This is a genomic window from Pseudomonas sp. 10-1B (assembly GCF_000935045.1).
In the GTDB taxonomy this organism is placed as follows: domain Bacteria; phylum Pseudomonadota; class Gammaproteobacteria; order Pseudomonadales; family Pseudomonadaceae; genus Aquipseudomonas.
In genome coordinates, this window is sequence record NZ_JYKS01000005.1 from 178,395 (window position 1) to 200,667 (window position 22,273).

Below are 22,273 nucleotides of genomic sequence, written 5' to 3' on the forward strand. Positions count from 1 at the left end.
GAGAAAAACCGATGAAAGTTCTGTTCCTCTGCACCGCCAATAGCTGCCGCAGCATCCTCTCCGAGGCTGTTTTCAATCATCTGGCCCCGGCCGGCATGAAGGCCTACAGCGCCGGCAGCCAGCCAAAGGGTGAGGTGCACCCGCTGTCCATCACTGCGCTGCAGCGTGCCGGTATCTCCACCGAGGGCCTCAGCAGCAAGTCCAGTGACGCGCATGCCGAGCTGGCACCGGACTTTGTCATCACCGTCTGCGACAAGGCCGCTGGCGAAGCCTGCCCCGTGTTCTTCGGACCAGCAGTGAAAGCCCACTGGGGACTTTCTGACCCTTCGGATTTGCACGGTAGGGCCGCCGAGCTGGACGCGGCGTTCGACAACACGCTTGAGCAGATCAAGCGACGCCTCAAGGCATTCATCGCACTGCCTTTCGACCAAATGGATGCCGCCCAGCTCAAGGTCGAGCTGGCCCGCATCGGAACGCTCTGACGTTTAGGGAGATCCACCATGAGCAAAAGCCGACTTTCATTCCTCGACCGCTACCTGACGGTCTGGATCTTTCTGGCCATGGGCCTGGGCATTGGTCTGGGCAGCCTGTTCCAGGGATTGCCTGCGTGGCTGAATAGCCTGTCGGTAGGCTCGACAAACATCCCCATCGCCATTGGCCTCATCGTCATGATGTACCCACCTCTGGCAAAGGTGAAATACGAGGAGTTGCCACAGGTATTCAAGGATAAGCGCATCCTCGCCCTGTCGCTGATCCAGAACTGGGTGATCGGCCCGGTCCTGATGTTCGGGCTGGCCGTTGTCTTCCTTTCCGACAAGCCTGAGTACATGACCGGCCTGATCCTCATTGGCTTGGCACGCTGCATCGCCATGGTCCTGGTGTGGAACCAGATCGCCGGTGGCAACAACCAGTACGTGGCCGGTCTGGTCGCCTTCAACAGCATTTTCCAGATCCTGTTCTTCAGCGTGTACGCCTGGATCTTCCTGGGCCTGTTGCCGCCGCTGTTTGGCCTTGAAGGTAGCGTCATTGAGACCAGCTTCCTCGATATCGCCCAATCGGTGCTGATCTATCTGGGCATCCCGTTCCTGGCTGGTTTCCTGACCCGCAAGATCCTGATCAGCAGCAAGGGCGAGGCCTGGTACCAGGAGCGCTTCATCCCGAAGATCAGCCCGCTGACCCTCGTGGCACTGCTGCTGACCATCGTCGCCATGTTTAGCCTGAAAGGCGACATGGTGCTGCAACTGCCGCTGGATGTGCTGCGCATCGCTATCCCGCTGACCATCTACTTTGTGGTGATGTTCTTCATCAGCTTCTGGATGGGCAAGCTGCTGGAAGCTGACTACCCACGTACCACTGCGCTGGCGTTCACCGCAGCAAGCAACAACTTTGAACTGGCCATTGCCGTGGCCATCGCCACCTTCGGTCTTGCCTCGCCGGTCGCATTTGCCACCGTCATCGGGCCCTTGGTGGAAGTGCCGGTACTGATCTCCCTGGTGGGCGTGGCCTTGTGGCTCAAGCGCCGCTGGTTCGATCAGCCATCTGGCGCCTTGTCTCAGGAGTAAATCATGACCGAACACCACATCCCCAATATCGACAACGATCTGGTCGACCTGCCGACAGCAGACAAGTTGGCAGTCGAGCAAAAGTCCACCCACAAGCCTCGCATTCTGCTGCTGTACGGATCGACCCGCGAACGCTCGTTCAGCCGCCTGCTGACGGAAGAAGCGGCACGCCTGCTGGAGCACTTCGGTGCCGAGACGCGGATCTTCAATCCGACCGGGCTGCCACTGGCGGATGACGTGCCCGATGACCACCCCATGGTCAAGGAGCTGCGCGATCTGGTGCTGTGGTCCGAAGGCATGGTCTGGTGCTCGCCGGAACGCCACGGTGCAATGACCGGCGTGTTCAAGTCGCAGATCGACTGGATTCCACTGAGCATGGGCGCCGTGCGCCCCACTCAAGGCAAAACCCTCGCGGTGATGCAGGTCTGCGGCGGCTCGCAGTCGTTCAACGTGGTCAACCAGCTGCGCGTCCTCGGCCGCTGGATGCGCATGTTCACCATCCCTAACCAGTCGTCCGTGCCGAAGGCCTACCTGGAATTTGACGAGGCGGGTCGCATGAAACCCTCCTCGTACTACGACCGTGTCGTCGACGTAATGGAGGAGCTGGTGAAGTTCACCCTGCTGCTTCGTGATCGCTCCGACTACCTGGTCGATCGCTACTCCGAACGTAAAGAGTCGGCTGAAGAACTATCCAAGCGTGTCAATCAACGATCCATTTGAGGCTTTGTGAGCATGCAATTGCACCCGTATTCCGTGTTGGCTAATTCCGAACTGGTCGGCCAGCTGATCTTCACTCCGTGCCCCGGTACCAAGGAGACATCGGTATCTCAGGCTCTGGCAACGCTGCGCGATGCCGGCGCGAGCGCGCTGGTAACCCTGATGCCGAGTGAAGAACTGCTGCAGAACGAGATCGATCTGCTTCCCGAGGAGTGCCAACTGCTGGGCCTCGAATGGTTCCACCTGCCGGTCGAGGACGACGAAGCGCCCAGTGAGCCGTTTGCGGCCGCCTGGGAGGCTCACCGGGAACGCCTGAAAGAGCTCGTGATGACCGGTAAGACGATCGCCATTCACTGCAAGGGCGGCTCTGGTCGCACCGGCCTGTTTGCCGCCCGCCTGATGATCGAGTGCGGCATCCCTGTGCAGGAAGCTGTTTCCCAGGTCCAGGCCCTGCGTCCACGTGCGATCCAGAACCCTGCGCACGTTGGGTATATCAACCAGTTCAGCGACACCCTCTGACCTTTCGCTAATCGCGATTCGAGAACAAGAACATGGCTATCAAAGTAGGTATCAATGGGTTTGGCCGTATTGGTCGACTGGCGCTTCGCGCATCCTGGGACTGGCCGGAATTCGAGTTTGTGCAGATCAATGACCCGGCCGGTGACGCCGAGACCCATGCCCATCTGATCAACTTCGACTCGATCCACGGGCGCTGGCACCGTGAAGCCCGCGCAGAGGGCGACGCGGTAGTGATCGAGGGCAAGCGCATCAAGGTCACCGCCAACAAGACCATCGCGGACACCGACTGGTCGGGCTGCGACCTGGTCATCGAGGCCAGCGGCAAGATGAAGTCGGTAGCCGTGCTCCAGGCCTACCTGGATCAGGGCGTCAAACGTGTGGTTGTCTGCGCTCCAGTGAAGGAGAAAGGCGCACTGAACGTGGTGATGGGCGTCAACCAGCACCTGTTCGACCCAGCGCAGCATCGTATCGTCACCGCCGCTTCCTGCACCACTAACTGCCTGGCTCCGGTGGTCAAGGTGATTCACGAGAATTTGGGCATCCGCCACGGCTCGATCACCACCATTCACGACCTCACCAATACCCAGAGCATCCTCGATACACCGCACAAGGACCTGCGTCGTGCCCGTGCCTCAGGCATGAGCCTGATCCCGACCACCACAGGCTCGGCCACCGCAATCGCCGAGATCTTCCCCGAACTGCGCGGCAAGCTGAATGGTCATGCCGTGCGTGTACCGCTGGCCAACGCCTCGCTGACCGACTGCGTGTTCGAAGTAGAACGTGAGACGACGGCTGAAGAGGTCAACGCGCTGCTGAAAGCCGCTGCCGAAGGGCCGCTGAAGGACATTCTGGGCTACGAAGAGCGCCCCTTGGTGTCCATCGACTACCGCACCGATCCGCGGTCCTCGATCATCGATGCGCTGTCCACCCTTGTAGTCAACGGTACCCAGGTGAAGATCTACGCCTGGTACGACAACGAGTGGGGCTACGCCAACCGTGCCGCGGAACTGGCACGCTTGGTCGGCGCAGCGGAGTAAACGGCGATCATGAAGGCGTTGTCAGCCCTGTCTGCGGAAGTGCGTCAGTACCTGCTGGTTACCGGCAATTACTGGGCCTTCACCCTCACCGACGGCGCATTGCGCATGTTGGTGGTACTGCACTTCCATTCGCTGGGCTACACGCCGCTGCAGATTGCGGCGCTGTTCCTGTTCTACGAAGTGTTCGGCGTGATCACCAACCTCGTGGGCGGCTACCTCGGCGCCCGCCTGGGGTTAAACCGCACGATGAACATCGGCCTTGGAATGCAGGTGGTTGCCCTGCTGATGCTCACGGTACCAGCAGCCTCGCTGACGGTGCCGTGGGTAATGGCCGCCCAGGCGCTCTCCGGCATCGCCAAGGACCTGAACAAGATGAGCGCCAAGAGCTCCATCAAGCTCCTGGTGCCGGACAGCCAGCAAGGCACCCTCTACAAATGGGTGGCCATCCTGACGGGCTCGAAAAACGCGCTCAAAGGCGTGGGCTTCTTCCTCGGGGGAGCACTGCTTGCGCTGCTCGGTTTCAGCCAGGCGGTACTGGCCATGGCGGCGGTGCTGGCCCTGATTTGGATCGGCAGTCTGATCCTGCTGAAAAAGGACTTGGGCAAGGCCAAGGCCAAGCCGAAATTCCGCGACATGCTGTCCAAGAGCCGGGCCATCAACATCCTCTCCGCCGCACGGCTGTTTTTGTTTGGTGCACGGGATGTCTGGTTCGTGGTGGCTCTGCCGGTGTACCTGAGCTCTGCGTTTGGCTGGGACTTCTGGCTGGTCGGTGGCTTCTTGGCCGCATGGGTAATCGGCTACGGCATCGTCCAGTCGTTTGCCCCCCACATCACCGGCAAGAAGCGTGGTCATGTGCCAGACGGCCGAGCAGCCTTCATCTGGGCAATCGCCCTGGCCGGGCTGCCTGCGCTCATTGCCGTGGGCCTGTCGGCTGGCTGGTCGGCGCAGGTAGTCTTGCTCGGTGGGTTGATGTTGTTTGGCGTGCTGTTCGCCGTGAACTCATCGCTGCACAGCTACCTCATCGTCAGCTACGCCAAGGAGGACGGCGTCTCCCTGGATGTGGGCTTCTACTACATGTCCAACGCCCTGGGTCGCTTGGTCGGCACGCTGCTGTCAGGTTGGGTGTTTCAGGCCTATGGGTTGGAGGCTTGCTTGTGGGTTTCCAGCATCTTCGTGTTGGCCGCCGCACTCATCTCGATCGCACTGCCCAGGCACAGTGAAATGGCACACCAGGCAAACTGATCAGTGAGGAAATACGGAGGCCATCAGGCCTCCGCTTTCACCACAAACTGATCAATTTCTGCTGCAGTACTGCGGGCTGTGCGTGTCACCCCGATCAAGGTTGCTGATGCAGAACCCGTCCACTCGCCATAGCCGACCATCCACAGCCTGGGCTCACTCACAGATCGGGTACCTTCGACTTCTACACGTCCTTGCTCACTAACAACCCCAAGGCTCGCGAGATGTCCCAAGGCGGGTTTGAACCCAGTGCACCAGATCACCGCATCCACTGCGGTTTCCGAGCCGTCTGCCCAGACCACACCGTCAGGGGTGAAACGAACGAACGGTCTCACCGCGTGCAGAACGTCTCGCTCACGCGCCTCCACCACAGGCGGGACCATCACTACGTCGCCCAACCCGCCGACCGGCTGCTCAATTACACGTCCCTCCATCTGCGCTTTCCAGCGCTCCGTAGCCCGCTCGAAGAGCACTCGGCCATCTACATCATCGGGAAGGAAGAGAGGATCAGTGGGGGTTACCCAGGTCGCATCCGCTACTTTGGAAACCTCTGCGAGAATCTGCGCGCCGGAGTTGCCGCCGCCAACGACCAGCACGCGCTTGCCAGAGAAGGCCTGCGGTTCAACGTAGTTAGCCGAATGCAGCTGTTGGCCACGGAACAGCTCAGCGCCGGGGTAGGCAGGTATGTTCGGGTTGCTCCAGGTACCTGTGGCACTGACCACAGCTTTGGCATCCCAATGGCCAGACTCTGAATGGACACGTAGAGCGCCGGCAACGCGCTCGATCGAGGTGACGCGCACCGGCCGTTCCATTGGAAACTGATAGCGCGCCTCATACTGGGTGAGATAGTCGATGACATGCTCGCGAGAAGGATAGCCATCCTCCACAGGCGGCATCATCCAACCGGGAATAGAGCTCCAGGTAGCCGGCGAGAATAGCCGCAGGGAATTCCAGCCGTGTCGCCAAGCCCCGCCGGCGCCCGGCTCGGCATCCAAGATGATGAACGAGAGATCTGTTCGACGCAGGAAGTACGCCGTTGCCAGCGCCGCTTGTCCTCCGCCAATGATGACTACATCCAACAAGCGCTCTGCATGGGCTTTCATCTAGACACTCCCCTGATCCATTGAGGGGGTTATCTTTCCAGATGGGGGAGAATATTTCTAATAATACGGCTACGTAATTCATAGCTGCTTTGGATGTCTGCTTAGGGTCCAGGCTGTGTGAAAACCTCACGACCTATGTCGCTGTTCAAAAAACAACCTAAAAATTGCGTTCCTACGCGAAATCTAAGTCTGCTGAATAGCCAACATTTTTCAGATTTCACGTAGAAGCACGATCATCGAAAAGTGGCTGGGGTTTTCACACAGCCTGGGTCGATAGCGGACAGTCGGGAGTTTTCGTTTTCAATCTATTGTTGCCTTCCGCACTCATCACAGATCTGCTTCCGAAGATGGGGCGCTAAGCGTCGAGATGGTCGTTCATCGTGGTCAAAGGTTACCAACCAAGCTCGCACAGAGCTCAGATGATTTGCGATTAGATTGTCCCTATTTATGAGACAGCAATTCCATTGAAGGCGTCTTTTTGTCTTAAGTTCGTGACAGTAAAGTGGGTTTATCACAGGCAGGCACCAAGGCCTCAAGGAGACGAATCATGATCACTGTCCGTAACGCTGAAGAACGTGGCCGCGCTAACCATGGCTGGTTGAAGTAATCTCATACCTTCTCATTCGCTGACTACTACGATCCCGATGAGCGAGGATTTTCTGACCTTCTGGTCATCAACGATGACCGGGTGATCGCTGGCAAAGGCTTCGGCCAGCACCCGCACCGTGACATGGAGATTTTCTCCTATGTGCTCGAAGGTGCCTTGGAGCACAAAGACACCCTTGGTACCGGGTCGGTCATCAAACCGGGCGATGTGCAATTGATGAGCGCGGGCAGCGGGGTCGCTCACAGTGAGTTCAATCACAGCAAAGCGCTGCCGGTTCACTTCCTGCAAATCTGGATTGTGCCCAATGTACGTGGTGCGACTCCCCGTTATCAGCAGCAGCATTTCAGTGATGATGAAAAGCGCGGCAAGCTCCGTTTGATCATTTCGCCTGATGGCCAGCAGGGTTCGCTTCAGGTTCGCCAGGATGCACGCGTCTATGCAGGCCTTTTCGACGGCGACGAGCATGCCTCTCTGACTCTGGCTGACAACCGCCATGCCTATGTGCATGTTGCGCGTGGGCGCATTGAGTTGAATGGCCAATTGCTTCGCGAAGGTGATGGTGTTCGGATGAGGAAAGAGCAGGTAATTGAGCTTTCCAACGGCCGTGACGCAGAAGTGCTCGTGTTTGATCTGCGACCTAATGAGCTGCCACTCATGCCCTGAAACATGCAACTAAAGGACTGTCTTACCTCTTCTCACAGAGGGATGAGACGCCAGGCCCCATTAGTGGATCAAGGAATGCCAATTTGGCACTCGTGGGAAATTGCACCTGACTTGACCAAGCGTTTGCATCCCACTTGACCACCTTTTTGCATTCGACTTGACCAGCCATTTGCATCGGACGTGACCAGCGCACGGGCACATCTTGACCGGCAGGAATCGACCCAGAGCTTCCTTTCGAAATGTCTACGAAACCAGGGGCGATTCAGTGAACGACACTGAAGTAGTTGCTTTGGTTTTTAACGAGTGGTAGCGAAAAATGAAATGCACAAGCCCTTTAACTCATCCACTCACGCGCAGATCGCGCTCAGCAGAAAAAATGATTTCTGTGACCTTGAGCTTTTCTTGCCGAGGCGAGAGATGGATGCTGTAACAAGCCCCACCTACTACCTTATAGATATAACCCTCTTCAGCTCCTGAATCGCATTCAGCAATGCTCACTTCCTGGAGCGGTTCCATCACCCAGTCCTTCCCGCCTCTCATGTGACCAGGAGACATCAGGTGAGCCTGCGCAAGCCATGAGCGGTCATCAAGCTCCGAAAGCATCTGTTGAAGAATCGGTACCGTAGGGATCATCAGCATGCTGCCCACGATGTCATCACCATAATCACGCACGAGCTCCACGTAAAACCATGGGTGGTGCAGCTCCAGCTCAATAAATTTCCAGCGGCGACTGGAAGGCTCTCCGAAAATGTCGGCTGAGCTGAGTTCGGCGTGCCTGTAGGTCTTGAACATCGAAAAATCCTCAAAATATTAACAATAGTTAATGGATGTCCGACGTTCAAGACGGCTTCATCATTCCTTTTGTAGGAATGAAAAAATGGAACTGAAACAGGCATTTGGGAAAGCAATGAGGCAGCTTAGAAAATCCCGCAACCTCAACCAAGAAGATTTCGGTGGCCACAGCAGCCAAACCTACCTCAGTCAACTGGAAGCCGGTGGAAAAGGCCCTACCCTCGAAATGGTGCATGGGCTCGCCACTGTCATGAATGTTCATCCTTTGACGATCTTGACCCAGTGCTACCTTTTTATGGACAAGGATGCCACTCTGGATTCAATCATTCAGCGCGTTCGTGAGGAGCTCAGCGTGACGCCATCTGACCGATGAGGATGGGCACCTGCCTCCTTCAGCATGGGCTGAGATGTACTGACTGATGCAATCAAAGTCTGCGCTGCCTGACCCAGTGGCTGGGTTGCGCCTGGGCCCTACCTATGCAGAAAAGGAGAGACATTGAAAGGCCGGCGGAAGGTAAAGACTGAGAAGTGGCGTATCAAGTCGGAACAGGAAGGCAGCGCCCAAGAGCTTTTGCGAGGGCGGGCACAGACGCAAGGAAAGCTCCTCGATATCGCGGCACAAGCCGGCAAGAGAATGGAGCCCGTTGGCCGACTTGCCGGTTGAGAGATACGCTTTCACATTTGAGGTGTGCAAATGAACGATCCACAGATACTGGCGCTTTGCCCCAGTTCACCGTTGGGGTGCTGGAGCATCGGCCACCGATGCTTCAAGGGAAGGTGCGAGCAAATCGGGCACCTGGCAACGCGAGTACTTGGCAGTCGAGTACTTGCCGCACAATGGCTATACAAGCCAGCGATCGGCCTAAGGCATCAAGTGCCTTGCAACATCTTGGAAACCGGATCGGGCTACCAGCAGGTGGTGACACTTCTAGGTCGAATTGAGTACGGTGTCTACGCTTAACGCCGGTAGGTTCATATCCAGACGACCTGTCAACCCGCATGACATAGGATTAGCTGTGTCTGTCGCAGAATCTATTTCCAACTGTATCAAGCGCATGCCTAAGGGAAGGCCCTTTGTTAGGGCGGTATTCGAGCGAGCGGGCTCCCGCTCTGCGGTGAACAAAGCTCTGTCTCGGATGGTACTCAGGGGTTACCTAGAGCGTGTGGCCCGCGGCGTTTACATGCGTCCCAAGTACAGCCAATACACGGGCAAAAGGGTTCGAGCCAACCCGATTTCTGTAATGGAAGCTGTTGCCAGGGCAAGAGGCGAGACTATCCAGATCCATGGTGCAGAAGCTGTTCGTCGACTTGGACTGAGTGTTCAGATGCAGGTTTTGCCTACTTACTACACCAGTGGAGCGACCCGTGAGATCAAGATAGGTAGCGCGGTTGTTCGGCTGCGCCATGCGTCTCGCCAACGACTTCAGCAAGCTGGAACGCGAATAGGTACGGCCCTGACTGCTTTTTTCTATCTCGGAGAAAATGGGGTGAATGAGCAGGTCGCGAGCAAGATTGCCAACTCGCTCAGCGCTGAAGAATTCAAAAAGCTCATGGCATGCAAAATGCCCAAGTGGATGCGCTCAGCACTGGCCAACTGCGCTATAAATGCGAACTGAAAGATTTAGGGAACAATAAAATCCTCAAATCAAGATACAACTAACATCTCCGTTGTCGCGACCGATTCTGGAATTCAGGCTCCGACAATTGCACTAAAAGTCATTCGGGGATATAAACAATAAAGCTTGGGCGTCGACCACGAGAAAGAGAGATTGATATTTTTGGTGCCTCCACTGACCTCGCCAAACTTCGTTGAGCAGGTTCAATTGGTCAGTCATCGCGTAGCTCGGCGACACGCCGAACGAAAGCTACTTCTGATCAGCATCATCTGGACGCTTGTCGTTCAGGCAGACAATATCGAACTCGTCGCTAAAAAAGACGCGTCACCTGCCTGAATTACCACGAGAGGCTCCGCATATCTTATTCGTCACTATCCGCATTGTAATACTTGAATGCCATTTTCGATTCAAGAGCAGTCAGAGTTGTGCAAACATGCTTTGATTTAGGCTGACTTTATACTCCACCTAAATAAATAGACGAGTGATGCATAGCTGATACTCTCAGACTAGCAACTAGGAAGAGCCACCACAATCCGTACTGCAGTTGGGGTGGTGGCCCCGTCAACTTAGCGTAAACAAGAGAGCTCTGGCTAGACTCTCTCGCTTTGCAAACTATATCGCGGCCCGCTGACGTGCCTGCTCTCTTGCCTGTAACTGCAGAGCTAGGGTGGCTTGAATCTCGCTGTATAATTGCGCCTGCTCGTTATCACGGTCTGAAACCGTCACTACAAGCGCGTAGGGTTCTTCAACCAGCACATCCGGATGATTCCACTCCCGATCCTGGCGAATTACCACCACGAACCACTTCTCGTCCGGATTGCGCTGCTTGAAGGTCCATTTTGAGGATTGCACAGTACCTCTGCTTCGCAGCTGCGCAGAGATATCACGATTGGTGGCTGCATCGTCGTTTCGTGTCTCTGCTTCGTCCTGGTTTTCCTTGTTGAAGTGCGCCTGCACTTCATCAAGCGACTTACCTTTGACCAACCTGTAGCTAATCTGCGTGGCGAGATAATCCAACCGCGTGGTTCTCACAGCTGGCGAATAAGCGAGGGTCACGCTCAATTCCCTCAGCCCTCTCGCTTTGCGCAGATAAGACGCTGGCAGTGGCAACTCGAAGAACTGGCAGGCGTCTTTTTCAATCGTCTCCTCGCACATTAGCACTACGCAGTGATCTGAGGATCGAAACAAATCGCTTTCGTTCACCTGCCCATAGCCGGCAACGTCGCGAGAAATCTCACGGTTATAGGTGGCTTTGTTGACCTTGTATCCCTTCCTCATTTCGTCAGGGAAAGCGGTCTCAATCTCGCTCGGCAGCGATGCGTGATTCACCAGCATCGCTCGCAGCAAGTTGGCCGAGGCGTCCGGATATTCATTGAGTAAACGGCCGGAAAGGTAGGTGATGTAGGGGGCAGAGAAACTAGTACCGCAGATTTCTTTGAACAGCGTATTGCCCTGAAACTGGTAGTTCAAGGTCAGAACGCCCAGGCCGCGCATTTCCGTCTTCCACTGGTTGTTCCTGAAATGTACCGGGCACGCCAAGTTTCCTCCATGAGCCACCAGCTCCGGCTTCAACGCGCCTTTAACCGACGGGCCATGCCGCGTGAATGGTGATGGCTGATTCTCACAGGACGGGGATAGCTGATGAATTTCAGGATAACGCTGACTATCCACGGTGGCATCGTGTCGGGCAATACTGCCTACCGTTAGCACGTTCATCGCAGGTGCTGGATCAATGATGACGCTGCTCTCGTGCAACAGGTATTCTGGGTACTCTTCGCGCCAGCTATTGATAGGTACAGCTGGGTCAGATGACCCCATGAAGTTACCGGTCGAGTCTACGAACAGGACGTTGTGCTTACGCGCAAGCACATCCAGGATGTAAGCCAACCCGCGAACGTGGCTGCCGTCATAGGGAGCATTACTGTTCCCCAATGAGAGGTTGAAGATCCTGCACCCTAAACCTACGAAGTGCTCAACAGCCTCCGTCAGAGTAGCCTCAACGGTGTGCTCGTCGTAAATAGGATTTTCGGTATCTGGACATTTCCGCATGACCTTGCCGTTGTAGAGCCAAAACTCCGGACGCCAGTAATTACTGCGGTCACAAGCTTCAACGTCACCATACAGAGCGATGCCGGCTACAGCGGTACCATGCCCCACTTCATCAAACTCGTCTTGGCCTTCAACGAATGATTCACTCTCGGCAATTGCGGATCTAAGAAGTGGATGGTTCGTATTGATCCCACTGTCGAGAATGCATACTCGTGCTGCTTCGAGAGCAGGTTGCGGAATATTGCCTGGAAGCTCAGCTATATCTCGGTTCAGCTGGGCATAAGTGATGCCAGTCTGCGGTATCCGATCGACCAGACGCACATCGCTGTGATTCAAAAGTAGGTCAGCCTGCGCCTGCGTAGCTTCGACGCGATACATGACCAAGCTGTCGTAATTCAGCTTGTGCACTGTCTGCATGCCAGCCTCTTCCAACCATTTTTCAAAACCCGTGACGAGGCGAATCCGTGCTGGGTGATTCATGACGTAGTGAGGCCATAGCTCAACATCCAGCTTGAAGTGCTCCCCCTCGGGGAGGCCAAGATTGCGCAGCGCCCAGCTCTTCCTATCCTCGGCAGACCAGGCGTCGATACCCTCGATGGCTTCGAGAATCTGCTTATAGCTTACGGTCTGACCCAGGACGCCGAGCTTGTTCAGGTGATCTTGGAAAACCGCTAGGCCCTGCTCGGTGGCGAAGACGACACACACCTGCTTGCCTTCCTGACTGATGAACTCTAGGCCATGCTTTTGGAGATTTTCGAAGGTCATCGCGCCGTCGTACTGCAACTTAAGCACGAAAGGGGAGTTTTCTGCAGACTTGATTTGCTGGCGCGCAATGCCTGCGGCAGTGGCGAAGTAGCCGTTCAGCTTTTGACCATGCCCGCGCAAGTCACCACGCTTGGCGAACTTCGGCGGATTTTTTGTCCGGCGGGCATTGTCGAGATTTTCGCGCTCAAAGCTCAGGTGCTTGTACGTTGCCATTCATCGTCCTTGATTGCAGCGGATCAGTGTTTTCGAAGCCCCTCTCGCACCAGTGCACTACGAAGCTCTTTGATGGTGAGGAACTCTTGGTTTCGCAATATCATACGCTTAATGGCACGCCGAACAACTCGTTCGACATCGGCACCACTTTTCCCTTCAAGCTCTGCCAGCAACTCGCCGTCATCTAGCTCAAATTGTCGGCGAATACCCCGCAACTTTAGCTGCAACAACGAGGTAAGCTGTTTCCTATCAGGAAGTGGAAATTCAATGGCGTCATCAAACCGGCGCCAAATTGCTGAATCAAGAATACTTTCGTGGTTGGTCGCTGCCAAAATGAGGCTCTGACCATCGTAAGCATCCATCATCTGCAATACAGCATTGACCACACGGCGGAGCTCACCGTGATCAGAACTATCACCACGCTCTTTGCCAATCGCATCAAACTCGTCAAACAAAACAACCAACTGATGCTTGGAAATGAACTCAAACACCTTTCGCAGGTTGGCGGCAGTTTCTCCGAGGAACGACGACACCAGTGCGTCGAGCCGGACGATAGCCAGTGGCCGGTCCAACTCGAAGGCGATCACTTCAGCCGCAAGAGTCTTACCGCAACCTGGTGGACCGAAGAAAATGACCTTGCCTGATGGCTTCATGCCGTAACTGCGAAGGACCTCAGAACGGCGATGCTCCTCAAGCATCTCCTCGATCATGACGGAACTGCTCTCAGGGAGGATGATCTCTTCAAGCGATCGCTTGGGCGGCCTAATATCGAGAAGCGGAAGTCCACGCTCCTTATCTACAGGAATGTCAGCGGTAAATTGCGGTTTACGTGCGGACTGAACATGCATGTCGCCGCCGTAAAGAATCTGTTCCAAATCGTTAGCCAGAAGGTGGTGCTGTTTTTGCCGCTCTTCTTCGATAATAGCTTCCGAAGCACGACGGAAGGCCGCCTGATCTCCGAGCGTTCCGGCCTTGAAGAGCTGCCGTAGTATTTTTCCGTTAGCCATTTGATAGGTCCTGCAATTAGGTTGTTTCTCAGAGTCGTCAACTCATGAAACCAATTCTTGCCCTAAGCAGTACAACTAACAGGCTGAATCAATGAGAGCTAACATGAACGGACTCCTTTCCAATAATTGCTATAGTGCAAACTCTAAAAACTCTTACACTAAGCTTACTGCAAGAGTATCGCCTAGGGTGGCTATTTGTCCAGTATTTCCAAAGCCTCAGCTCGGATTTTCAATGACAGTCGACGAGCGGCTTTGCTTGCGAGGACGATGAGCCGCCCTCTGTAAAAATGCCACTCCAAGGATAGCCAGGTACCCGCGAAGCAGCATGCTGGCCGGGAGAACCTGCAAGCATCTGCAACTAGATAACTTTTGCTAAAACTAAAAAGTCGAACACCAAGCATGATCCATGCGTGCACCAGAACACCTACAAATTCTGCAAACTTATACAGCTATCAAACTTTCAGCTGTCTGTTCAGCATGTAGGGTGCTTAGGACCTGCAGTTTTAGAGATTAGAGTTGCGCCACACATGCGATGACCGGCGAACCGCGCTTTCTGCCAGATGAAAAAAGTTAAGTTTCGAGGTTAGATCTGGCCCCAAAAGCGCCAAAAGGTTACTAAAATTTAGACAAGGCAACGTTTTTTAGATTTTTTGCCATTGCCGATAGGCTGGAGCCCAGAACTGTAGGGGAAAAATCTCTCAATCAGAAAACGCGACCAAAAACTAATAGCGCAGATATGCGTATTGAGCCAAAACCAAGCCCTCTAATCAGATAGGTAAAGACATCGACGATCGCCCCGGCGCGCTGGCCAGGGGGATGTATTTACGGGGGAGTCATTGAACAAAGTCGACCATTCTACGCCAACGGGCGGCGTTGCATAGGAGGGGCCGATGGTGGACAGGATCAGTGTGATCCTGCCGGGACATTTATTGCCTGTGCCGGCCTCTTCGCGGGCATGCCCGCTCCCACAGAGTCACCACAGGGCCTGAACAATCTGGGATCCCTGTGGGAGCGGGCGAGCCCGCGAAGAGGCCGGCACAGCAGCCGGAATGGCTCAGACGTGACGCTGCTTGGCCTTGCCCCGCGGCAACCGGCACCGGTCGCCCTGCTCGGCCAGGCGCGCGGCCCAGGCGGATTTCACGCTGAAGCCGCCGCTGCGGGCAGGCTGCTGCTCGGCCACCTTGGCCGGCTTGGCGGCCGCAGGCGCAGTGCTGACGACCTTGGCCGCAGGTTTGGCCGCAGGTTTGGCCGCAGCCACTGCAACTGCCGGCTCTGCCGCCGCCTTGGCGGTCTTGCGCAGTTCAGCCAGCGATGGGGTCTTGCTTTTGGCGGTAGCGACCACCTCGGGTTTGCTCAGCGAACGCTGGCAAGACTTGCAGGACACGTCCTCGGTCACGGCAGTGCTGACAAGGGTCTGACTGCTGCGCCCGCAGGCGGAATCGAGGCCATTGGTGGAAAAGTGAGTAACCAAAACCGAACATCTCCGATGCGTTGTCATTGAAGCGGGGGCTATTCTCGCACAGGTTGCAGGGGCTTGCCGAACCCGCCAGCAGGCACCATCGGTCAACACGGCTGGCACTTTGCCATAATCCTAGGCATGCTAGCCGGTTTCGGGTGTCCGGCCTTATAGTGCGCCACCGCGGTCTGGCAACCAGACACCGGCACAGATCCATCCCTGCCATCGCCAGCCCAATCGCAGGATCAACGCTTGACCAATTTTACTCATCCGTCGTCATTGCGTTCCGCGCCACACGCGCCCGCCGCTACCCTGCGCGGGTCGATCAAGGGTGCGTTGGCGCTGTTGGCCCTGATCCTCCTGGGCCTGCTGCTGTGGCAGCTGTTTACCCAGTTCAGGCATACCCAGGCCGACCTGCGCAAACAAAGCCTGGACGCCACCGCAGAACTTGCCGACCACCTGAGCCTGAACATGGCGTTCAAGGCGCAGCAGGCGGTGAATGTGGTGCAGCCCTACGTCAATGCACCGACACCCGCGGCCCTGCCCAGCCTGCTGGACACCCTGCGCGGGCGCCTGCCCGCCTTGCAGAGCGTGGCCTGGCTGGACACTGCCGGGCAACTGCAGGCCGACAGCCTGGCCGGCAGCCCCGACCGCCAGGTGCTTGACGAACTGCTCAAGCTGAACCAGGGCCGCGCGTACTTCTTCACCAATTCGGCAGACAACCGCACCGTCTACCTGTTGCTGCGCCAGGCCACCGAACAAGACCGCGGCTACTGGCTGCTGCGCCTGTCAGCGGACTATTACCGCACCCTCACCATTCACCTGGATGGCGCCAGCCACCCGCTGTGGCTGCTGGAAAACAGCCGCAACGGCGAGGTGCTGCAGCGCCATGCGCCAATCGACACCAGCAACGAGCCGTTGCAAAGCGTGATGCTGGCCTTCATCGACAACAGCACCTGGCAGTTGCGCGGCCTGTTCGACGCCAAGCTGGCCCAACAGAAGCTGCTGCCCGCACTGATCGGCAAGTGCGTGCTGGTGCTGTTCTGTGCCCTGTTGCCCGTGCTGGCCCTGATCAACATGCGCCGCCGTCAGCGGGCGCTGCAGGAAGACCGGCGGCGTTACCAGGAAATCTTCGAAGGCACCGGCGTGGCCTTGTGCGTGCTGGACTTGTCCAGCCTGCCCGGCCAGCTCGATCGCTACCACCTGCGCAACCGCGCCGCGCTCAAGCACAGCCTGGCCCTGGACCCGAACCTGCGCCGCTCGCTGCTGCTGGAGCTGAAGATCACCGAGGTCAACCAGGTGGCGCGCCAGTTGCTGAACATCGAGTGCCACGAAGGTGCCTGGCAGCGCCTGATCGACGGCAGTGGCGATGGCCGCGACAGCGTCGGCATGCAACTGATCGACGCGCTGATCGAACAACGCCCGCTGCTGGAACTGGAAGTGCGCCTGCCGGCGCCGCTGGGTGGCGAGCTGCACCTGTGGCTGATGGCACGCCTGCCGCAACAGCGCCGCGACTACCAGGCGGTGATCCTCAGCATCAGCGACATCACCAGCCGCAAGCAGGTGGAGCTGTCGCTGCTGGAGCGCGAAAGCTTCTGGTCGGACGTGGTGCGTACCGTGCCCGACCAGCTATACGTGCAGGACGTGCTCAGCCAGCGGATGATCTTCAGCAACCGCCACCTCGGCCAGACCTTGGGCTACGACCGTACCGAACTGGCGCAGATGGGCGACCGCTTCTGGGAGCTGCTGTTGCACCCCGACGACGCCACGCATTACCAGGCATTGCGCCAGCAGCAACGCATTGCTGGCCATGACCAGCCGCTGCACTGCCAACTGCGCTTCCGCCACCGTGATGGCGGCTGGCGCTGCTACGACATCCGCGAGCAGGTGCTGACCCGCGACGCCGATGACCTGGTAACCCGCATCATCGGCGTGGGCAAGGACGTGACGGTACAGATCGAGGCCAGCCAGTCGCTGCGCGACAGCGAACAACGCTACCGCATGCTCGCCGAAAGCATCAGCGATGTGATTTTCTCCACCGACAGCCTGCTCAAGCTCAACTACGTCAGCCCGTCGGTACAGAGCGTGCTGGGCTATCAGGCCGAGTGGATCTTCGCCAACGGCTGGCAGTCGATCATCGCCAACCCAGCCCAGCTCACCGGCATCTACAGCCTGATGGAGCGCGTCAGCAAGGCCATGGACGAGCCAGCCCAACTGGCCCAACTGCGCAGCCAGCTGCCGACCCAGCTGTTCCTGTTCGACTGCCTGCGCGCCGATGGCCGCAAGATCCCCATCGAACTGCGCCTGGTACTGGTGTGGGACGATGAGCAGCGCTTCGAAGGCGTGCTCGGGGTGGGCCGCGACATCAGCCAGCAACGCCGCGCCGAAAAAGACCTGCGCATGGCCGCGACGGTATTCGAGCACTCCACCTCGGCGATCCTCATCACCGACCCGGCCGGCTATATCGTCCAGGCCAACGAGGCGTTCAGCCGCGTCAGTGGTTACGCCGTCAGCGAGGTACTCGACCAGTTGCCGGGCCTGCTCACCGTCGACGAGCACCAGGAAGGCCACCTGCGCTACGTGGTCAAGCAATTGCACCAGCGCGGCAGTTGGGAGGGCGAAGTGTGGCTCAAACGCCGCGACGGCGACCACTACCCGGCCTGGGTCGGCATTACTGCCGTGCTGGACGACGAAGGCGACCTGGCCAGCTACGTGTGCTTCTTCACCGACATCAGCGAGCGCAAGGCCAGCGAACAGCGCATCCACCGCCTGGCCTACTACGATGCCCTCACTCACTTGCCCAACCGCACGTTGTTCCAGGACCGCCTGTACAACGCCCTGCAGCAGGCCGAGCGGCAAAAGGCCTGGGTGGTGCTGATGTTCCTCGACCTGGACCGCTTCAAGCCGATCAATGACTCCCTCGGCCATGCCGCTGGCGACCGCATGCTCAAGGACATGGCCCTGCGCCTGCTGGCCTGCGTGGATGACGACGACACCGTGGCGCGCATGGGCGGTGATGAATTCACCCTGCTGCTGCAACCGCGCGCCACCCGCGAAATGGCACTCAACCGCGCCATCCATGTGGCCGAGAACATCCTCGCCAGCCTGGTGCGGCCGTTCGTACTGGAAAACCGCGAGTTCTTCGTCACCGCCAGTATCGGTATCGCCCTCAGCCCGCAGGATGGCAGCGAGCTGAGCCAGCTGATGAAAAACGCCGACACCGCCATGTACCACGCCAAGGAACGCGGCAAGAACAACTTCCAGTTCTACCAGGCCGAAATGAACGCCAGTGCCCTTGAGCGCCTGGAGCTGGAAAGCGACCTGCGCCATGCCATGGAGCAGAACGAGTTCATCCTCTATTACCAGCCGCAGTTCAGCGGCGACGGCAAGCGCCTGACCGGCGCCGAAGCCCTGCTGCGCTGGCGCCACCCGACCCGCGGCCTGGTGCCGCCGGGCGACTTCATCCCGGTGATCGAGGAGTTGGGCCTGGTGGTGGATGTGGGCGACTGGGTGCTGCGCGAGGCCTGCCGCCAGTTGAAAGCCTGGCACAAGGCCAAGGTGCGCGTGCCCAAGGTGTCGGTGAACATCTCGGCGCGGCAGTTCTCCGACGGCCAGTTGGGTACGCGCATCGCCACCATTCTCGAAGAAACCGGCCTGCCGCCGGCCTGCCTGGAGCTGGAGCTGACCGAGAGCATCCTGATGCGCGAGGTGAACGAGGCCCTGCAGATCCTGGCCGGCCTGAAAAACCTGGGCCTGAGCATCGCGGTCGACGACTTCGGCACCGGTTATTCATCGCTCAACTACCTCAAGCAGTTCCCCATCGACGTGTTGAAGATCGACCGCACCTTCGTCGATGGCCTGCCCGAAGGCGAGCAGGATGCGCAGATTGCCCGGGCGATCATCGCCATGGCCCACAGCCTCAACCTGGCGGTGATCGCCGAGGGCGTGGAAACCCACGAACAGCTGGAGTTCCTGCGCGAGCATGGTTGCGACGAGGTGCAGGGCTACCTGTTCGGGCGGCCGATGCCGGCGCATCAGTTCGAGGCGCAGTTCGCCAACGAGACGTTGTTCATGTTCCATTGATGCTGCCTGCACTGGCCTCATCGCCGGCAAGCCAGCTCCCACAGGAGCTCCACCGCCCTTGAGGGATGTGTAGTCCCTGTGGCTTGCCGGCGATGGGGCGCAAAGCGCCCCAAAAAACCGGACTTGCAAGTCAACTCGAATGCCCGCCCAGCCCAGACACGGCGCGGGATGCAAGATGAGGCCCATTGGTCCGCGACTTGATGCCACTTCATATGCCAGCCGCCGATCAATCGGTTAGAATGCCCACCCAAATTACCCCGATCCTTGAGGACCGCCATGTTCAGCCGTGATTTGACCATTGCCAAGTACGACGCCGAGCTCTTCGAAGCCATGCAGCAAGAAGCCCTGCGCCAGGAAGAGCATATCGAGCTGATCGCTTCGGAAAACTACACCAGCCCGGCAGTCATGGAAGCCCAGGGCTCGGTCCTGACCAACAAGTACGCCGAAGGCTACCCGGGCAAGCGCTACTACGGTGGTTGCGAGTACGTCGACGTCGTCGAGCAACTGGCCATCGACCGTGCCAAGGAGCTGTTCGGCGCCGACTACGCCAACGTCCAGCCGCACGCTGGCTCCCAGGCCAACGCTGCCGTCTACCTGGCCCTGCTGTCGGCCGGTGACACCATCCTGGGCATGAGCCTGGCCCACGGTGGCCACCTGACCCACGGTGCTTCCGTCAGCTCCTCGGGCAAGCTGTACAACGCCATCCAGTACGGCATCGACGGCAACGGCCTGATCGACTACGACGAAGTCGAGCGCCTGGCGGTCGAGCATAAGCCGAAGATGATCGTTGCCGGCTTCTCGGCCTACTCGCAGGTTCTGGACTTCGCCCGCTTCCGCGCCATCGCCGACAAGGTCGGTGCCTACCTGTTCGTCGACATGGCCCACGTTGCCGGCCTGGTTGCCGCTGGCGTGTACCCGAACCCTGTGCCGTTCGCCGACGTGGTCACCACCACCACCCACAAGACCCTGCGCGGTCCGCGCGGTGGCCTGATCCTCGCTCGCAAGAACGAAGAGATCGAGAAAAAGCTGAACTCCGCTGTTTTCCCAGGCGCCCAAGGCGGCCCGCTGGAACACGTCATCGCCGCCAAGGCCATCTGCTTCAAGGAAGCCCTGCAGCCGGAGTTCAAGGCTTACCAGCAGCAAGTCGTGAAAAACGCCCAGGCCATGGCCAGCGTGTTCATCGAGCGTGGTTTCGACGTGGTTTCCGGTGGCACCCAGAACCACCTGTTCCTGCTGTCGCTGATCAAGCAGGAAATCTCCGGTAAGGACGCTGACGCCGCCCTGGGCAAAGCCTTCATCACCGTGAACAAGAACTCGGTCCCGAACGACCCACGTTCGCCGTTCGTCACCTCGGGCCTGCGTTTCGGCACTCCGGCCGTTACCACCCGTGGTTTCAAGGAAGCCGAGTGCAAGGAACTGGCTGGCTGGATCTGCGACATCCTGGCAGACCTGAACAACGAAGCGGTGATCGACGCCGTGCGTGAGAAGGTCAAGGCCATCTGCAAGAAGCTGCCGGTTTACGGCAACTGATTGGCGCTTGCCTGAAGTGAAAAAGCCCGGCCTTGCGCCGGGCTTTTTGTTTATTCAGACATACCGCCACTCTTTGTGGGAGCGGCCTTGTGTCGCGATAGGGTCGCGCAGCGGCCCCAGGGTTGCAGCCTCGCCGCCGAAATCGCCGGGACCGCTTTGCGGTCCTTTCGCGACACAAGGCCGCTCCCACAAAAAAGCCGCGACACAATGCTGGCAGCACGTATTACCCTGTGTCCTTTTTCATCTATCAAGCACAGGCCGCACCTTGACCAGAGAGCAACTCGAAACCCGACAGATCCCGATCTATTTCGCCGCCGTGCTCGCCGCGCTCGCCTTCGGCCTGCTGGCCAGCGACACTGCACGCCATCTGGAAGCCCTGGTCACCCCCGCCATCGCCGTGCTGATGTATGCGATGTTTCTGCAAATCCCCTTCCTCGACCTGCGCCAAGGCCTGGGCAACCGCCGCTTCATCGCGGCCCTGCTGCTGGCCAACTTCATCCTCGTGCCGCTGCTGGTCTGGGCCATCACCCGCGGGCTGGTCGAGCACCCGGCGATCCTCATCGGTGCCTTGCTGGTGCTGCTCACGCCGTGCATCGACTACGTGGTGGTGTTCACCCACATCGGCAAGGGCGACTCTCGCCTGACCCTCGCTGCAACCCCCGTACTGTTGCTGGTACAACTGCTACTGCTGCCGATCTATCTGGCCCTGATACTCGGCGACAGCAGCAACGTGACCATCTCCATCGCCCCGTTCGTGGAAGCCTTCGTGCTGCTGATCGTACTGCCGATGGCCCTCGCCGTGCTCACCAGCGCCGGAGCCCGCCGCTCGCGCGTGGTCTCGACCTGGAACGACGCCTGGGCGTGGCTACCGGTACCGGCGATGGCCTTGGTGCTGGTGGTTGTGATCGCTTCGCAAATTGCCGTGGTGCTGCGTGATTTCGACCGTTTGCTGCCGGTCATTCCGCTGTACCTCGGTTTCATGTTGCTGGCACCTTTGCTCGGTTTCATCTCCGCGCGGCTGCTGCGCCTGCCGGCAGTCGAGGCACGCTCGGTAACCTTCAGCGCCGCCACGCGCAACTCGCTGGTGGTGCTGCCGTTGGCGCTGGCGTTGCCTGAAGAGATACGCGGGCTGGCCGCAGCGGCGGTGATTACGCAAACGCTGGTAGAGCTGGTGAGCGAGTTGATCTACGTGCGTGCGGTGCCACGGCTGGTACGCTGACAAACAATGTAGGGCCGCTTTGCGGCCCATCGCCGCGGTTCGTCGCCACGACAAGCCAGCTCCCACAGGGACCGCGCAGCACTTGAGAACTGCGCT

17 protein-coding genes and 1 pseudogene are annotated in these 22,273 nt (G+C 58.2%); 13 read left to right on the plus strand and 5 right to left on the minus strand.

Going from position 1 to position 22,273, the window contains the following annotated elements:
* The first annotated feature begins 11 nt into the window (after nt 1-11).
* The 6 genes from TZ03_RS04545 to arsJ are packed head-to-tail and all read left to right on the plus strand — an operon-like array spanning nt 12 to nt 5,077.
* Nucleotides 12-482 carry an arsenate reductase ArsC gene (locus TZ03_RS04545; protein ID WP_051096014.1) on the plus strand — a complete coding sequence of 157 codons (471 nt, stop codon included), beginning with the start codon at nt 12-14 and terminating at the stop codon, nt 480-482.
* Nucleotides 483-500: 18 nt separating this feature from the next.
* Nucleotides 501-1,562: an ACR3 family arsenite efflux transporter gene (gene arsB / locus TZ03_RS04550; protein WP_051096015.1), complete on the plus strand. Its 1,062-nt coding sequence runs from the start codon at nt 501-503 to the stop codon at nt 1,560-1,562.
* 3 nt (nt 1,563-1,565) lie between these two features.
* Complete coding sequence (arsH, locus tag TZ03_RS04555) at nt 1,566-2,282, plus strand: arsenical resistance protein ArsH (RefSeq protein ID WP_051096016.1); 717 nt, start codon at nt 1,566-1,568, stop codon at nt 2,280-2,282.
* 12 nt (nt 2,283-2,294) lie between these two features.
* The gene (locus TZ03_RS04560; RefSeq protein ID WP_051096017.1) at nt 2,295-2,798 is read left to right on the plus strand and encodes a cyclin-dependent kinase inhibitor 3 family protein; all 504 of its coding nucleotides are present in this window, start codon (nt 2,295-2,297) and stop codon (nt 2,796-2,798) included.
* A gap of 32 nt (nt 2,799-2,830) precedes the next feature.
* The gene (locus tag TZ03_RS04565) at nt 2,831-3,835 is read left to right on the plus strand and encodes an ArsJ-associated glyceraldehyde-3-phosphate dehydrogenase (protein ID WP_051096018.1); all 1,005 of its coding nucleotides are present in this window, start codon (nt 2,831-2,833) and stop codon (nt 3,833-3,835) included.
* Nucleotides 3,836-3,844: 9 nt separating this feature from the next.
* Nucleotides 3,845-5,077: an organoarsenical effux MFS transporter ArsJ gene (gene arsJ / locus TZ03_RS04570; RefSeq protein ID WP_051096019.1), complete on the plus strand. Its 1,233-nt coding sequence runs from the start codon at nt 3,845-3,847 to the stop codon at nt 5,075-5,077.
* 23 nt (nt 5,078-5,100) lie between these two features.
* Here the strand turns inward: arsJ and TZ03_RS04575 are convergent, their stop codons facing one another.
* The gene (locus tag TZ03_RS04575) at nt 5,101-6,177 is read right to left on the minus strand and encodes an ArsO family NAD(P)H-dependent flavin-containing monooxygenase (protein ID WP_051096020.1); all 1,077 of its coding nucleotides are present in this window, start codon (nt 6,175-6,177) and stop codon (nt 5,101-5,103) included.
* Between the two features lie 547 nt (nt 6,178-6,724).
* Between TZ03_RS04575 and TZ03_RS28315 the strand changes: the two are divergent.
* Nucleotides 6,725-7,447 (plus strand): annotated as a pseudogene (locus tag TZ03_RS28315) (pirin family protein).
* A 339-nt stretch (nt 7,448-7,786) separates the two neighbouring features.
* Here the strand turns inward: TZ03_RS28315 and TZ03_RS04585 are convergent.
* On the minus strand, nt 7,787-8,239 hold the full coding sequence (locus tag TZ03_RS04585) for a hypothetical protein (RefSeq protein WP_046784613.1): 453 nt from the start codon (nt 8,237-8,239) through the stop codon (nt 7,787-7,789).
* 85 nt (nt 8,240-8,324) lie between these two features.
* On the opposite strand from TZ03_RS04585, the gene TZ03_RS04590 reads away from it, so the two are divergent.
* From TZ03_RS04590 to TZ03_RS04595, 3 genes are all read left to right on the plus strand, one after another.
* Complete coding sequence (locus tag TZ03_RS04590; protein WP_046784614.1) at nt 8,325-8,612, plus strand: helix-turn-helix domain-containing protein; 288 nt, start codon at nt 8,325-8,327, stop codon at nt 8,610-8,612.
* Nucleotides 8,613-8,933: 321 nt separating this feature from the next.
* Nucleotides 8,934-9,200: an antitoxin Xre/MbcA/ParS toxin-binding domain-containing protein gene (locus TZ03_RS31915; protein WP_075043699.1), complete on the plus strand. Its 267-nt coding sequence runs from the start codon at nt 8,934-8,936 to the stop codon at nt 9,198-9,200.
* Between the two features lie 55 nt (nt 9,201-9,255).
* Nucleotides 9,256-9,855 carry a DUF6088 family protein gene (locus TZ03_RS04595; protein ID WP_082056539.1) on the plus strand — a complete coding sequence of 200 codons (600 nt, stop codon included), beginning with the start codon at nt 9,256-9,258 and terminating at the stop codon, nt 9,853-9,855.
* 612 nt (nt 9,856-10,467) lie between these two features.
* On the opposite strand, the gene TZ03_RS04600 is transcribed toward TZ03_RS04595, so the two are convergent.
* From TZ03_RS04600 to TZ03_RS04610, 3 genes are all read right to left on the minus strand, one after another.
* Nucleotides 10,468-12,882 carry a S8 family peptidase gene (locus tag TZ03_RS04600; protein ID WP_051096023.1) on the minus strand — a complete coding sequence of 805 codons (2,415 nt, stop codon included), beginning with the start codon at nt 12,880-12,882 and terminating at the stop codon, nt 10,468-10,470.
* A gap of 23 nt (nt 12,883-12,905) precedes the next feature.
* On the minus strand, nt 12,906-13,889 hold the full coding sequence (locus tag TZ03_RS04605; protein ID WP_051096024.1) for an AAA family ATPase: 984 nt from the start codon (nt 13,887-13,889) through the stop codon (nt 12,906-12,908).
* A 1,054-nt stretch (nt 13,890-14,943) separates the two neighbouring features.
* Nucleotides 14,944-15,360 (minus strand): hypothetical protein, encoded by a 417-nt coding sequence (locus TZ03_RS04610; RefSeq protein ID WP_051096025.1) that lies wholly within the window; start codon nt 15,358-15,360, stop codon nt 14,944-14,946.
* A 237-nt stretch (nt 15,361-15,597) separates the two neighbouring features.
* Here TZ03_RS04610 and TZ03_RS04615 point away from each other — a divergent pair, with 237 nt between their 5' ends.
* From TZ03_RS04615 to TZ03_RS04625, 3 genes are all read left to right on the plus strand, one after another.
* The gene (locus tag TZ03_RS04615; protein WP_051096026.1) at nt 15,598-19,428 is read left to right on the plus strand and encodes an EAL domain-containing protein; all 3,831 of its coding nucleotides are present in this window, start codon (nt 15,598-15,600) and stop codon (nt 19,426-19,428) included.
* A 276-nt stretch (nt 19,429-19,704) separates the two neighbouring features.
* Nucleotides 19,705-20,958, plus strand: a complete 1,254-nt coding sequence (glyA, locus tag TZ03_RS04620; protein ID WP_051096027.1) for a serine hydroxymethyltransferase — start codon at nt 19,705-19,707, stop codon at nt 20,956-20,958.
* A gap of 265 nt (nt 20,959-21,223) precedes the next feature.
* Complete coding sequence (locus tag TZ03_RS04625) at nt 21,224-22,177, plus strand: arsenic resistance protein (protein ID WP_051096028.1); 954 nt, start codon at nt 21,224-21,226, stop codon at nt 22,175-22,177.
* Nucleotides 22,178-22,273 lie beyond the last annotated feature (96 nt).